General features: G+C 70.8%; 14 protein-coding genes. 8 read left to right on the forward strand and 6 right to left on the reverse strand.

Features of this window, described 5'->3' with window-relative positions; genetic code table 11:
* Positions 1-804: 804 nt before the first annotated feature.
* The gene (locus OG521_21595; protein ID WUW23230.1) at positions 805-1,272 is read left to right on the forward strand and encodes a response regulator transcription factor; all 468 of its coding nucleotides are present in this window, start codon (positions 805-807) and stop codon (positions 1,270-1,272) included.
* On the opposite strand, the gene OG521_21600 is transcribed toward OG521_21595, so the two are convergent.
* From OG521_21600 to OG521_21625, 6 genes are read right to left on the reverse strand one after another with little or no spacing between them, the layout of a single operon-like run.
* Complete coding sequence (locus tag OG521_21600) at positions 1,253-2,374, reverse strand: C45 family peptidase (GenBank protein ID WUW23231.1); 1,122 nt, start codon at positions 2,372-2,374, stop codon at positions 1,253-1,255. The two genes, OG521_21595 and OG521_21600, sit on opposite strands and share 20 nt — an antisense overlap.
* Positions 2,371-3,003: a GNAT family N-acetyltransferase gene (locus OG521_21605; protein ID WUW23232.1), complete on the reverse strand. Its 633-nt coding sequence runs from the start codon at positions 3,001-3,003 to the stop codon at positions 2,371-2,373. Before OG521_21605 ends, OG521_21600 begins: the two co-directional genes overlap by 4 nt.
* A complete protein-coding gene (locus tag OG521_21610; protein ID WUW23233.1) occupies positions 2,993-4,528 on the reverse strand; it encodes an AMP-binding protein in 1,536 nt (511 codons plus the stop codon). The genes OG521_21605 and OG521_21610 overlap by 11 nt, the downstream gene beginning before the upstream one ends.
* Positions 4,525-6,549 carry a class I tRNA ligase family protein gene (locus OG521_21615; protein ID WUW23234.1) on the reverse strand — a complete coding sequence of 675 codons (2,025 nt, stop codon included), beginning with the start codon at positions 6,547-6,549 and terminating at the stop codon, positions 4,525-4,527. Before OG521_21615 ends, OG521_21610 begins: the two co-directional genes overlap by 4 nt.
* Positions 6,546-7,631, reverse strand: coding sequence for an FAD-binding oxidoreductase (locus OG521_21620; protein WUW23235.1), 1,086 nt, complete (start codon positions 7,629-7,631; stop codon positions 6,546-6,548). The genes OG521_21615 and OG521_21620 overlap by 4 nt, the downstream gene beginning before the upstream one ends.
* Before the next feature lie 5 nt (positions 7,632-7,636).
* Positions 7,637-8,953, reverse strand: a complete 1,317-nt coding sequence (locus OG521_21625) for a SidA/IucD/PvdA family monooxygenase (GenBank protein WUW23236.1) — start codon at positions 8,951-8,953, stop codon at positions 7,637-7,639.
* Positions 8,954-9,217: 264 nt separating this feature from the next.
* On the opposite strand from OG521_21625, the gene OG521_21630 reads away from it, so the two are divergent.
* The 7 genes from OG521_21630 to OG521_21660 are packed head-to-tail and all read left to right on the forward strand — an operon-like array spanning position 9,218 to position 14,208.
* Positions 9,218-9,511: a phosphopantetheine-binding protein gene (locus tag OG521_21630; protein WUW23237.1), complete on the forward strand. Its 294-nt coding sequence runs from the start codon at positions 9,218-9,220 to the stop codon at positions 9,509-9,511.
* Positions 9,508-10,221 carry a hypothetical protein gene (locus tag OG521_21635; protein ID WUW23238.1) on the forward strand — a complete coding sequence of 238 codons (714 nt, stop codon included), beginning with the start codon at positions 9,508-9,510 and terminating at the stop codon, positions 10,219-10,221. Before OG521_21630 ends, OG521_21635 begins: the two co-directional genes overlap by 4 nt.
* A complete protein-coding gene (locus OG521_21640; GenBank protein ID WUW23239.1) occupies positions 10,218-11,414 on the forward strand; it encodes an acyl-CoA/acyl-ACP dehydrogenase in 1,197 nt (398 codons plus the stop codon). The genes OG521_21635 and OG521_21640 overlap by 4 nt, the downstream gene beginning before the upstream one ends.
* Positions 11,411-12,184, forward strand: a complete 774-nt coding sequence (locus tag OG521_21645; GenBank protein ID WUW23240.1) for a 4'-phosphopantetheinyl transferase superfamily protein — start codon at positions 11,411-11,413, stop codon at positions 12,182-12,184. The genes OG521_21640 and OG521_21645 overlap by 4 nt, the downstream gene beginning before the upstream one ends.
* Positions 12,174-13,217 (forward strand): ketoacyl-ACP synthase III family protein, encoded by a 1,044-nt coding sequence (locus OG521_21650; GenBank protein ID WUW23241.1) that lies wholly within the window; start codon positions 12,174-12,176, stop codon positions 13,215-13,217. Before OG521_21645 ends, OG521_21650 begins: the two co-directional genes overlap by 11 nt.
* Positions 13,214-13,912, forward strand: a complete 699-nt coding sequence (locus OG521_21655) for a formyltransferase family protein (protein ID WUW23242.1) — start codon at positions 13,214-13,216, stop codon at positions 13,910-13,912. Before OG521_21650 ends, OG521_21655 begins: the two co-directional genes overlap by 4 nt.
* 50 nt (positions 13,913-13,962) lie before the next feature.
* Positions 13,963-14,208, forward strand: coding sequence for an acyl carrier protein (locus tag OG521_21660; GenBank protein WUW23243.1), 246 nt, complete (start codon positions 13,963-13,965; stop codon positions 14,206-14,208).
* Positions 14,209-14,216: the final 8 nt, after the last annotated feature.

The following is a 14,216-nucleotide window of genomic DNA, read 5'->3' on the forward strand; positions in this document are numbered from 1 at the left end:
AAGGAGGCGTGGGAGTCCGAGTTCTTAGACGGATAAGCAAAGAGGATCGTTCCGTAATTCGCAATCAATTCTCAGTAAAGAATCCGGGACTCGCGGGGATATTGAGACTCATGCGAAATGGGGAAGTCTGTCGGATCGTTGATGCTTGAACCTCCTTGCCGCACTACGTGACCTTGTGGGGCGAAATCGTTCGGACCAGAGCAAGCCAGATGGCTTGAATCAGTCTTGCGGGGCCGGGGCGAAAGACGAGGATGAGTTGGTGTAGCCAGCAATAACCGCCCTCTTGAGATTCAGCCTGTGGCGGTTCGACCGAAATCGGGACGGGTAGTGGTTCGACGACAGGGACTTCAGGCGGAGGGCTCATCGCGGCGGCCGTTCCCTCGCGCTCTGTTACTCGGCGTTCCAAGGCGTGAGGGGTGGCTGCTCGCTGTCCCGGAAGCTTCACATTTCGGTAGGGCGTACGGGCGGCGAGGTTACATCTCGGGCTGAGGGAGGATCGCGAGCTTGAATCCGCGAGACGAGGCTGCCGCTCCTTTGGGTATGCCTCCATTCGTTGGCGAGTTGCCCGATCGGCAACCCAATGAATCCACTTCACCAATCGGTCCAAGAACGGGCGCAGACGGGGGAATAATGGCTGAAAAAGATATGAAGAGTCGCAACGTACTGATACTCGTAGGGGGTGAAGTCGTACGCACCGGGCTCGAGGCCCTGTTGCTGCGACTGCCTCGGATCGGCGAGGTCCGTGCGTGTGGACAGGACACCCTTTGTTCGGAGTTGGCCACCGGCTCGTGGGATGTACTGATCGTGGCCTTCGAGCAATGGAGAATGCTGGGCGCGCACGCGGACTCCGGGCCCCTGCCCGTCGTCCTGGTGCTGGGCGACGAGGTACCCGACCAACACGGCGATCTGTACGCCTCGCTGCCGGCCGACGGCTTCATCTCACTGGCCGATCTGTCCCAGCAGTCCCTGGAGGATGTGATCACCCGGGCGATGGCCGGCGAGATGCCCATGCCGGCCTCACTGGCGCGCCGGCTGCTCGCCGCCAACCCGACGCGCATCACCGGCGGCGACGTCCGGACGGTCTCCCTCACCCCGCGGGAGACCGAGACCCTGTCGCTGCTGGCGAACGGGCTGAGCAACAAGCAGATCGCCCGCGCCATGAGCATTTCCAGCCATGGGGCCAAGCGGCTGGTCGGTTCACTGCTCCTGAAACTGGGGGTCAACAACCGAACCGCCGCTGTCATCACGGCTCTCAAGGCCGGGCTCGTCTGACGCCGGCCTCCGGGGCCGTCCGGGCATCAGGGGTCGCCCTGAAGCTCTGCGTCCCCGAGGACGGCACATCGGCCGGGCGGACGTGCAGTTCGCCCTGGGCCGGCAGCATCACCACCGCGGCCACCGTGCGCTCCTTGCGGATGTCGCCGTTTCCCGGGACGTGGAGCGGTGGGGTGGAGAGCAGCGAGAAGTGATCCTCGGCGCTCGCCGACGGGGGCAGGTCCGCCTGCCCCCGTCGGCACGCCTCCAGCCTGCGCACCGACGACCTACGGGCGAACGGGTTGATCCGGTCCCCCGGCGCCAGGTCGGGATGCAGGAAGTGGTTCGTGTGCTCCAGCCGGTCGCCCGTCATGGTGCGTATCTCGTCGCCCAGGACCTCCACCCAGGCGGTCGTCCGCCTGTCGCACAGCATGAACGAGCGTGAGCTCGCCAGCGGAAGTTCCCGAATGATCGCGACGGCGTCCGCGACGGAGTCGGCGGTGTCCAGCAGGTGGCGTATCGCCAGATACGGCGGGACTCCCGGCCGCCACTCCCCGCCGAGCACCAGGTTCAGGCCCACGGCCAGCCCCCGGTTGTTGATGCCGAGATAGCCGAGCAGGCCCCCGAAGCTCAGCAGCAGCGACTGCCGGCCCCCGGCACGGGTGATGTCCAGCACGGCGAGCCGGTCGTCCAGGTTGCCGTTGAGATCCACGGTCTGGGCGAGGACGGGAGCCGCCGCGGCCCCCGTTCCCGTACGGGCGTACGTGGTGCAGTCGCCCGAGGTCCGCACCGTGCGGTAGCCGAGCAGTTCGCGCCGGATCTGCAGCAGCACCGCCTCCTCGCGGGTGATCCCCGCGCCCTCGGCGAGGCCCGTGATCTCTTCGGCCAGCTCCGGCAGCGCTGCCGTGATCACCGCGTCGTGAGCGGCGATCACCGGGCGCAGTGCCTCCAGCGTGACCGGGCGGGGCAGCAGGTGCCCGAGGCGGGCCAGCCGGTCGTCGAGGAACGAGCGCAGCGCGCCCGACAGCGCCCGGCCGTGGCACAGCCCCGCCTCGTACGCGGTGCCCGAGGCGCGCACGAAGGGGATCACCGGTGCCGACCGCGGTCCGGGCTCCGGGCTCATCGCCTGGCGTCCGCCGAGACCTTGGGACTCTTGGCCAGCTGTTCCTTCACCCAGGGCCACTCGGCGCCCAGCACGCTGAAGAACACCGCGTCACGGCGGCGGTTGCCGGGCATCGGGTTGAAGCTGCGCAGGATGCCCTCCTCGACGGCGCCGATGTTGCGCAGTCCGCTGCGTGCCTGGACGTTGAGCGCATCCGTCTTGAACTCGACCCGTTCGGCTTTCAGTTGTTCGAACGCGTGCTGCAACAGCAGGTACTTGGCCCAGCGGTTGATGCCCTGCCCGCGGAAGTCGCTGCCGAGCCAGGACCAGCCGATCTCCAGCCGGCCGTCCTGCTGGGCCAGGTTGCCGTAGCTCATGCTCCCCGCGATCCGCCCGCTCTGCTTGTCCGTGATCACGAAGACGGCGCGGCGTCCGGCCCGGTGGTCTTCCAGCGTGGCGTCGAAGAAGGCGTGGAAGTCCTCGTCATCGTCGACGCGGCTGACGAAGTAGCGCCAGATGTGGGGATCCATCGCGATCGCGTGCAGCCCGTCGCGGTCGCCGGCCTCGATCGGCCGCAGCCGTACGTCCTCGTTCTCCAGCGTCGTCGTCGCGGTGTCCCACCAGCGCCGTACGTGTGTGTCACCGGGCATGGATGCCTCCCTGGCTGTCGTCGATCTGGGCCCGCACGGCCTCTTGGATCTTCTTGCGTTGAGGTTTGAACTGTGAGGTCAGCAGGCCGTTCTCGATACTGAAGCGCTCTTTGGCCACCACGACCCGGCGGATCTTCTCATCCTTGCCGAAGGCGGCGTTGGACCGCGCGAGCTGGTCGGCGATGGCCGCCTCGTCGGCGGGGTCACCGGCGGGGGAGACCACCGCGATCAGCTGCGTACGGCTCGGGCACAGGACCACGCACTCCTCGATCGCGGGGCTCTGCTTCATGTAGTCCTCCAGGGGACGGACCATGATCTTCCGCGCGTCCTCCAGCACGATGACGTCGTCCGCCCGGCCCTGGATGTACAGGAAGCCGTCCTCGTCGAGATGACCGATGTCACCGGTGCGCACGATGCCCGGTTCGCTGAACACCCGCTCGGACGTCCCTTCGGGGGCGTACAGATAGCGGTCGGCCACCGGGTGGACACTGCGCACGCTGATCACGCCGTTCTCGTCGAACAGCACTTCCTTGCCCGGCACCACCTGACCGACGCTGCCCAGCCGGTGCGCACCCGGATGGTTCTTGCTGACGATGCAGGTCTCGTTGAGGCCGTAACCCTCGAATATCGGCACACCGATGTCGGTGAAGAAGCGCAGCACCGTCTCGGCCGCGGGAGCGGAGCCGGTCCACAGGTAGCGGATGCGGTCACCCAGCAGCCGGTCGGCGGCAGCGCGCAGACCGGCCGTCGTCGGCGGGCCGTCGGCGGCCCTGCGGGCCCGCGACTCGATACGCTGCTGGGCGATCTTGTAGAAGGCTGGCACGCCCATGACCACGGTGGGGCGGGCTTGGCGCAGCGCCGAGAACGCCGTCTCATAGGCGCTGAGTGTGACGTCGTGACCATGACGCAGCGCGGAGTAGATCCAGTACCGCTGCTGGAGCAGTGACAGCGGCAGGAACACGAACACGTCGTCGCCGGGGCCGTGCGCGAACATGCTGTGCGCCGCGCGCAGGGAGCTGTCGATGCTCCCGGCGGTGGCGGCCAGACCCTTGGGTTCACCGGTGCTGCCCGACGTGAACTTGATGGTGGTCGACTCGTCGGAGGCGTACTCCACGGGATCGGGTGCCGCGTCCGGCTCCGTCGACGCCACGAGCTTGGACACCTCGTCGATCGGCAGGACACCGTCGCCGTGCCCGTCCCGGTCGGTGAAGAGCAGCTTCAGCCCGTAGCGCGCGAGGAGGGCAGGTCCGGGGTCGAACTTCCCCGGCTCCAGTCCGGCGGTCACCGCCTTCAGCCGCAGCGCCGCGAGGTCGAGCAGCACCCACTCAGGGCAGTTGGCCGACAGGATGCCGATCCGGTCGCCGGCGCGCACACCGAGCCGCGCCAGGGCCACCGCGAGCCGGCCGGACTGCTCGTACAGCTCCGTCAGGCCGAGGGAGCGGGAGTCGCCGGGGCCGATGAAACGGAGGCGATGGCCCGGTGCCGGCGGATGCCCGAGGACATGGGCGAGTACGGAGTCGCTCATCGTTCGCCCCGGTCCGTGGTGAAGAAGACCTGGCCGCTCAGGTCGACGACGCTGCCCGCGGGCAGCAGGGTCGAGGTCGCGGGCCACTCACTGGCCGGCGGCATGCCCAGGGCCGTGGCCAGCCTCTCCGCGAAACGCGGCATGACCGGCGTCGCGCACATCGCGAGAAGCCGTGCCGCGCACAGCTCCAGGGCGATCGTGGTGCGGTTCTCGTCGGACCACTTCTCGCTCTGTGCGGTCCTCGCCTCCACCCGGGAGAACCGGATGGCGTCCGCGACGATTCCGCTCAGCTCGTCGGCGGCCTGGTTGAGCGAGAAGGCGTCGGGCCCGAGCGCCGCGGTGAGCGCGGCGAGCCGGCCGTTGAGCCGGGCGAGGAAGGCGGTCTGCTCCCGCGTCCAGATCCCGGCGTCCGGGGCCCGCCCGGCGTGGTCCTTCTCGATCCGGCCGCCCAGGTCCTGCAGCCACGCCTGCCAGCCGCCGGTCAACTCCTCGTCCAGGACGGCCCCGTAGGCAGCGTGCCGGAAGTCCGTGCGCCGCCCCTCCGGGCGGGTGCGGGACAGGAAGAAGCGGACGGCGTCCACGCTGTCCGGACCGAGGATCTCCTTCCCCCACACCGCGTGGCGACGGCTGGTGGAGAACTTCTCGCCCTCCAGGAGGTAGAACTCGTTGACGTGATAGTCCACGTCGGGCGTCCACCCGGGATGGGCCAGCTTGTACAGGACCGGGTACAGCATCGAGTGGTAGAAGCTGTTGTCGTACCCGAAGAAGTGGACGATCTTCCAGTCCGCTCCGGGGGCGCCGGCCCGCCAGTCGCGACCGTTGGCACGCCCGATCGCCTCGATCCCGTACAGGAAGCCGTACGACATCTCCGGCCAGACCCAGATGACCTGTTCCCCCTCGGCGTCCGACGAGGCCGGGGCAACGCCCCAGGACGAGGGGTGGGTGAGGGCGATGTCGAGGCGGTCGCGGCCCAGGAGCCGGTCGGTCAGTTCCCGCAGCCGGGCGGGCACGCGCCCCAGGCGGTGATGCTCGGCCAGGTCGGTGCCGAACTCGTGCAGCGGCAGGGAGTAGCGGGTGACCGAGCCCTGTTCCGGAACCAGGTCCGAGCGCCCCGAGCGGGCGCCGCCCAGCTCGGCGCAGTTGTTGGGCTCACCGCACTCCTCGCAGATGTTGCCGCCCGCCGGTGCCGCGCACGACGGGCAGGAGCCGTGCACGTCGACCTCGTACAGGTACTCGCCCGACCCGGCGTCGAACAACGCCGGGCCCGGCCTCGGCTCCACTCTGCCGGAGGCCACCACGCGGTCGAAGAACGCCCGCAGTCCCTCGGCGTACTCGGCGTTCCCCGCCGTCGTCGTGTACTGGTCGGGGTGGATGTCCATCAGCGCCAGCGTCGCCGCGATCTCCGCGCCGTAATGGGCCGCGGTCTCGGCCGAGGTGCGTCCCTCGCGCCGTGCCGCCTCGGTCACATAGCTCTGGTGGTCGTCGCTGCCGGTGATGTGCCAGGCGTCCGCGCCGTTCATCCGCTGGAAGCGCACATAGGCGTCGGCCCCCAGGTAGGGGCCCGACAGATGCCCCAGGTGCAGATCGCCGTTGGGTGTCGGAGGGGTCGAGAAGACGAACCGCGGACGGTGGCCGAGCCGTGCCCCGCCGCCGTCCGCGGCCGCGGTGGAGGCCCGCCGGGCGTCGCGCCAGTAGAAGGTGGCGAACACCAGGTCGTCGCTGCCGTGGTTCTCGAGCACATGGGTGTCGAAGGGTTCGAAGAGCGCCACGACGCCCGGCGCGGCCGGGTGCCGCACCTGTCCGTTCACGACGATCTCGCCGCGTCCGGAGACGATCACGAAGACCTCGTTCTCGTCGTGCTGGTGGGCCATGGACGACGCTCCCGGCACGACCCGGCCCCAGCCGGTGTGGACGCCGACGTCACCGGAGCCGCCGGGCCCGGGGCTGCCGAGGTCCAGGTCGCTCATGTCGATGCCCAGCGCCGCCCGAAGGGCCGCGGGGTCGTAGGCACTGATCTTCACAGGGTGCTCCTTCGGTACGCGGGACCACTCGGCAGGCCGAGCAGATCGGCCGTCTCCGCGGCTGTCGCCGGGGCGAGCCGGTAGCCGGATCCATTGGCGGCGCCCGCGAACACGACGCGGTCGTACGGGTCGAGCGAGCGGATCAGGGGTTCGGCCGTGGTGCTGTACGCATCGCAGAAGACGCGGCCCGAGACACAGCTCCCCGCCAGGTCCGGCGCGTAGCGGCCGAGGACCTCACGGGCCTCGGCCAGGTCCCGGGGAAGCAGTCCGGCCCGCAGCTCGTCCGGGTCGACGTCCCACTCCCGGCATGTGTAGCTGAACAGCCAGTGGCCGGCGTACCCCAACGGCAGCAGGAAGGCGTCCTCGTCGTGGAAGGAGACCACCGGGGCGTCCGGCTCCGGCTGCCGCTCGACGTGCAGGGCGACGACCTTCTTCACCCGGGCGCCGAGCGGCTCGACCAGGCCGCCCCACGCGGGATCGGCCAGCCACGGCCCGGGAGCCAGGACGACCCGTCCCGCGGTCACGGTGTCACCGGAGCCCAGCCGGAGGGCCACGGACGACGTCCCGGGCTCCACGGCCGTCACCCGCACCCCTTCGAGGAAGCGGACACCGGGGCGCAGCTCCCGGGCCAGCAGCCGCGTGAGGCCCGGCACGTCCGCGTACTGGCAGCCCGCCACCGACCACACCCCGCAGCCCGCCGGCGGCAGCACCGGGCTGCCGGCCACGACCAGCTCCTTCGGGTCCGCGGCCGCCGGAGCGGCGTCGGGAAGATGCACTTCGCGCAGCCCGGGTTCGGACTCCAGCGCCGCCACCACGTACATGTCGCGGTCGTGGATGGGCACGTCGGACCGCTGTTCCCGCAGGGTCCGGTAGAAGTCCTGGCTGTAGGCCGTCATGCGCCGTACCCGCTCGGTCGCCCCTCGGGGGAAGTGCAGCCCGGCCGAGCGGCGGCTCGCACCGGAGGCCACGGCGTCGCGCTCCACGACGAGGACGGAGAGGCCCGGATCGCGCCGGACCACCTCCCGGGCGATCATGACTCCGGCGATGCCGGCACCCACGATCGCGATGTCCGCTGTCTCCAAGGTGTTCAGGCCTCCTGGTCTTCGACGCCGGGCTGGTCGGCCGCCCACTGAACGAAGGACGGGTACGGATCGGGGGTGCGGGTGCCGAGTATCCGGTCGGCGATCCGCCGGCTGCGCCAGGCGTTGAGGCTCAGATTGGGGTCGGCGAGGCCGCGCTGCTGCCGTGCCGCGTTCTGCAGGAAGATGTTGCGGTCGGCAGGGCCGTCCCACTGCACGGCGAAGTCACGGTCGATCCGGTACTCCGTGCCCGCCCGCTCCAGGCGCTCCGCGAGGGGGGCGAGGAAGTCGGTGCCGACCGGCCGGAAGCCGGTGGCCCAGACGACGGTGTCGCAGGCCAGCGTCTCGGCGGCGAAGGGCTGCTCGTGGTGGTCCAGCGTCAGCTCCCAGCCACTGGTGTCGCTGCCCTTGACCTCGCGCACGTGCCGGTTCGGCAACAGGCCGAATCCGCCTCGCGGCCGGCCGGCCAGGACGAACCGGAGGAAGTAGAGGCGCTGGTAGATCTCCCGCAGAGTCGACTCGGAGATCCCGTCGCTGGTCAGCACCTGCCGTTCCGTGAACGCGCCACGCGCGTCACCGTCGAGCGAGGCGAAGTAGTCCGAGTGGGCCGGCACGTAGTACTCGTTGGTGAACGGCGAGTCGTCGATGGGCAGGAAGTTGGCCCGCCGGGACACCCACGTCACCTGAGCGGGACGCTCGGAATCCGGCCGGGAGATCAGGTCGAGGAACGCCTCGGCACCGGACTGCCCCCCGCCGACCACGCAGACGCGTCTGCCCGCGAGCTCCGCCGCCCGTGGGGCGAAGTCGGCGACGTGGAACTGGGTCCGGCCGAGGGCGTCGCGGGCCGCCGGCGGCACCCAGGCACGGCTGCCGACGCCGATCGCGATGTTGTCCGCCCGCACCACACGTCGGTCGGTGTGCACGACGAAGTGCTCGTCGAACTCCACGGACAGCACCTTCTCGCCGAAGGTGACGTTCTCGTTGCGGCGGCTCGCCCACTCCAGGTAGTTGCGGAACTCCTGGCGGGGTACGGCATCGAAACTGGCGTTGAGGAAGTGGTAGATCCTGCCGCTCGCGTGCAGATAGGACAGGAAGGAGAACGGGTTCGTCGGATCGGCCAGGGTCACAAGGTCCTTGAACAGGGAGACCTGAAGCAAGGCGCCGTGCAGCTGCTGGCCGTCGTGCCAACTGAAGTGTTCCTTCTTGTCGACGAAGAGGTTCGGAACGTCCGGTCGCCCGTGCAGCAATGAAGCCAGGCTCAGGTTCGCCGGACCGGCACCTACGCCGACACAACGGAAATGCGGAACGGCCCGCCGAGAATTCATCTCACCAACCATCAGATGTCGGGTGCCGTCATGGCGGACAGCGCAGACGCCAACGGCCTCTGCACACGAGGTCCCTCTCAGTGCGGTCTGACAGTGACCACCCCAGCGTTCAGCACTCCCGCCAGGATTGGCAGCCCTCCTTGGGGTATGCCTATCCCGTCAGGTCTGTGGTGCGTCCTTACGAGCCTTGTCGGTCTGCGGTGTCCCGGGCGAGCGTTGTCCTGTCACACCGCTGGGTCCGGTCGAGGAAAGGGGGGCACCGTCATGGACGAAACGGCCTCGCACACTGTCGCCAACGGTTCACAGGGCACGCACGGCGTCGCCGACGTGGTGATCACGGCACTGGCGGACATGCTCAAGCGGCCGGCGGAGACCCTCTCCCCGGACGCGCGTCTCGTCCAGGACCTGGACTTCGATTCGACGAGTTTCCTGGAGCTCCTCCTGCGCCTGGAGGACGACCTCGACACGGAGTTCGACCCCGACACGTTCGGCGCCGGCGGCTTCGAGACCGTCGCCAGCCTGATCGGTTACGTCGGCGAACAGAGCGGACAACGATGACGCGGGCCGAAGCCGCGTACAGCACCACAACCCGCCCGCCCGGGCCGTACCGCGCCGCCCGTGACCACGAGCCGCGCGCGGCGCTGGACGGACTGCACGCGGCGGTCGCCGACGATGCGCTCGTGTGCGGCCCCTCCGGCCACGCCGTGGCCTCGGCCGAACGCGTGGCATCGGCCCGACGGACCTGGCAGAACGGGGAGTTCGCGGAGTTCACCGCCGGATCGGGGGCCGGGCCGTACCCCCTCGGCGCGCCGGTCCTGGCCGAGCTGGGCATCGTGGCACTGCGCTGCGCGCCCCCGCGCCCCGCCGATGCCGGCCCGCCCGCGGACCCCGGCCCCGGAGACGGCTGGCAGCTCGGACTGCTCCGGCTGCGGCTGGGACTGTCCGAACGGCTCCGCGACGCCGTTCTCACGCACCTGCGCGAGCGGTCCTTCGGCGACACCCCGCTGCTCCAGCACCAGTTGCTGAGAGGCGCGCTCGCCGACGTCACCATCGAGCACCTGGAAGTGCACGGCATGCTGGACGAGGCACGGCTCGGCCCCGCCGCTGTCGCCGAGCTGCACCGCAAGCTCGGCCGGGCGGACCGGATCCTGCTGAGGTCGTTCGGCGCCGCCGGGTTCCTCGCCACGGGACCGGGGGCGTACGCCTGCCTCAGCGAACTGCTCGGCGACGTCTACGCGTTGCGCACGACGACGGAGACCGGCCGGTGACCGACCTGGACCCGTGGCGCCCCCTGCGGGAGCAGACCCGGCGAGCGGCCGCCGAGCTGCGTTCCCACGCGCTGTCGGCCGAGCGGGACCCCGACACGGTGGTCCGGCTCGCCGGACTCGAGCTGCCGCTGCGGCTGGCGACGCTGTGCGTCCCGAGGGAGTTCAACCCCTTCCCGCCGACCGCCGACGGCCGCCGCTACGACCTGACCCGGATCATGGACCAGGCGGTGTTCTTCGAGGAGGCCGCCTGGGGCGACATGGGCCTCGTCCTGGCCGCCCCCGGCTGTCTGCTGTCGGGCGCGATGGTGGCCCGCCTCGGCGACCGGACGCAGCAGGAGTGGTTCTACGGACGGCTCGTCGAGCGACGGCCCTCCTGGACCTTCCTCGCGATGACCGAGCCGGCCCATGGTTCGGACGGGGCCGGCGTGCAGGCGGAGCTGACCGTCTCCCCCGACGACTCGGAGCCCTGCCGGCTGAACGGCACGAAGACCTTCATCGGGAACGCCGCACGGGCCGACACCGGCGTCGTCGTGGCGCGCACAGGTCCCGGTCCGCTCGGAATCCGGTCGGTGCTGGTGGACACCGGGACCCCCGGATTCACCGCCGCGCACCTGGCCACGGTCGGACTCGGAGGCCTTCTGGGCACCATGACCTTCGACGACGTGGAGATCCCGCGCAGCCGCCTGCTCGGCTCGCACCTGCCCGCCACCCGGCGCGGCATGTGGGGCTGGATGACCGCCTTCAACGGTCTGCGCACCGTCGTCGCCGCGATGGGCGTCGGACTCGCGCGCGCCGCGTACGAGTACGTACGGGACGAGCGGCCGGCGCTCCACGGCACGGCACGGCACCGGCTGGACGCGATCGGTGCACGCATCGAGTCGGTGCGACGGCTGACGCACCGGGCCGCCGCGGCCGTCGACCACAACCCTGCGGACGGTGCGCTCGCCTCCGCGGCCAAGGCCGCCGCGGCCCGGCTGGCGGAGGACGTCACCCAGGAGTCCCTGACGTTCTTCGGCCCGGGGGCCCGGCTGGACCATCCACTGCTCGACAAGTGGGCCAGGGACGCCCTGGGGATGGAGTTCATGGAGGGCACCGGCAACATCCAGCGGCTCAACGTCGCGGGAGCCCTCCTGCGTGGATCACTCGACCCGGCCGGTTGCCCGCCCGCCACGGCGGAGGGCGTCCGCTCATGAACGTGGAGAACCCCGACGTGGTGCAGGTGTGGCACATCGACCTCGACGAGCCGTCCGCCGCCACCGTGCACCGACTGGAGCAGCTGCTGTCGCCCGAGGAGACCGAGCGCCGCCGATCCTTTGCCGGGGACCTGGCCCGCAGCCGGTTCACCGTCTCCCACGGGGCGGTCCGGCTGCTCCTTGGCCACCGGCTCGGCGTTCCGCCCCGTGCCGTCCGGCTGCGCAGCGGGACCTGGGGAAAGCCCGAGGCCCTGGCGCCGCGCGGCAGACCGGCGCCGCGCTTCAGCCTCACGCACTCCCGAGGGCACGCGCTGTTCGCACTCACCGGACGGCGCGCCGTGGGCATCGACCTGGAGTACCACGAGGGGCGGTCCACAACGGCGCTTGCCGCACGTCACTTCCCCGCGGCGGAAGGAGCGGCCGTCCGCCGCCGCGGACCGCACGGCGGACCTCTCTTCGTACGGCTGTGGACCCGCAAGGAGGCATGCGTGAAGGCGGTGGGAGCCCGGCTGGCCGAGGGGCTCGCCCTGCCCACCGCGGGCACCGGACCCGGCCTGCTCGTCAGCGATCCGGCCGGACGGCTGCCCGGCCCCTGGCGCGTGCGCGACCTGACGGCACCGGCGGGATGCGGCGCCGCCGTGGCCCTGGCCGGGGCCGCCCCGTACCGCGTCATCGAGCACCGCTTCGCCCCCGCCGAGCACGACGGCGGTGCGGAACTCCCGGCCGGCGCTCAAACATTCTGTGTCTGGAGGCACGCACATGAAGACTGACGCCCGGATCACGATTGCGGCGGCCGGACTCTGGCTGCCGCCCCGGCGTGAATCGGCGGCCGACGTGGGAAGCACCCCGCAGAAGGCCGGGTACGACTCGGTCGCCGTCTCGGACGACACCGCCCCACCCGACATGGCCGTGCACGCCGCGACCACCGCCCTCGAAAGCGCGGGGTGGGACGGCGGGCGACTGGACCTGCTGCTGCACGCCTGGGCCTACCACCAGGGGCACGACTACTGGTCGGCACCCCACTACGTGGCGGACCGCCTCGGAGCCGCCCGTGCCCTGCCGATCGGCATCCAGCAGATCTGCAACGGCGGCGGTGCGGCGCTCCAGACCGCGGCCGCCCACCTGCTCGCGGACGCCGGCACGAGCCACGCCCTGGTGACCACCGCGGACCGGTTCTGCGCGCCCGGCTTCGACCGCTGGCGCGGCGACCTGGGAGTCTCCTACGGCGACGGCGCCAGCGCCCTGCTGCTGTGCCGCACCGGCACGGCCGAGACGCCACGAGGACTCAGCCTGCTGGCCATCGCCTCGCGTGCGGCGTCGCAGCTGGAGAAGATGAACCGGGGCCAGGACGACTTCTCGCCCGCGGCCCGCTCCAACGGCGAACAGGTCGATGTGCGCCGGACCAAGAAGGCGTACCTGCGCGAGCACGGCGTCGCCGGGTTCCGCGAGATCGAGCAGGACAGTCTGCGCTCGGTGGTGACGGCGGCGCTCACCGAGGCCGGGGTGCCGGGCGACGATCCGGCCCTGCGCTGGTGCGTGCTGCCCAGGCTGCGCACCGATGCGCTGGAGTCCTCGTACCTGCCCCTGCTGGGCGACGTGACCACCGCCAAGATGCTGGACGTGGGACGCACCACCGGGCACCTCGGCGCGGGTGATCTGCCCGCCGGCATTGCGGAGTTGATGGACCGAGACCTGCTGGAGCCCGGGGAGCGGGCGCTGGTCCTCGGCACGGGATCGGGGTTCACCTGGTCCTGTGCGGTGGTGGAACGTCCGATGGCGGCGGTTGCGGAGGAGCCCGCGTGAACATCTTCGTCTCCGGACGCGGCGCCTTCGCCGTCCAGGTCGCCGAAGCCCTTCAGGAGGGCGGCCACTCCCTCTCCGGAGTGGCGGCGCCCCGGATGCGCAAGGGGCACAGCACCGAGAGCAACCCGCTGTCCTGGGACAGGCTGCGTTCCTGGGCGCTGCCCAGGAACATTCCCTGGACCGACGCCGACGCACTGCGGTCCATGCACGTGCCGAAGGACGTCGACATCATCGTCGCCGCCCACTCCCACGCCTTCATCGGCCGGCACACCAGGGCCCGGGCGGCGGTCGCCACGATCGGATACCACCCCAGCCTGCTGCCCCTGCACCGCGGGCGCGACGCGATCCGCTGGACCATCCGCGACGGCGACAAGGCGACCGGCGGCACCGTCTACCACCTCACCGAACGCACCGACGGCGGACCCATCGCGGCCCAGGAGCACGTCCTGGTGCCGCCGGGCTCGACGGCGCAGAGCCTGTGGCGCGAGCACCTGGCGCCGCTCGGCGTGCGGCTGCTGCTGAAGGTGGTGAACGACCTCGCCAAGGGCCGTCGGGTCGAGGTGCCCCAGGACGAGCGGCTGGCCACCTGGGAGCCCGCCATGGACGCGGCCCCGCTCTTCAAACCCGAACTGACCGCCCTGCCAGGGGCGGTCTCCGTGCAGGGCGACAAATGGGCCCTGCACGCCGAACTCTGAGGGCCGTCCGACGGCCCGTTCCAACGCCGACTCGCCCCGGAGGGGACACCATGCCGGAAATCGTGGACGACCGCATCGCCGAAGTACTGCGGCGGGTCGCCGAGCTGCCCGACTCGTTCGAGATCAAGGGCTCCCAGGAGCTGAAGGCCGACCTCGCGATCGACTCACTGAAGATGATCGACGTGATCATCCAGGTGGAGGGGGAACTCGGCATCGAGATGGGTGACGACTTCTCCCGTGAACTGCTCACCGTCACGGACCTGCAGCACCACGCCGAACGGCTGGCCGCCGGCTGAGCCGCCAC

Source organism: Streptomyces sp. NBC_01463, from assembly GCA_036227345.1.
In the GTDB taxonomy this organism is placed as follows: domain Bacteria; phylum Actinomycetota; class Actinomycetes; order Streptomycetales; family Streptomycetaceae; genus Streptomyces.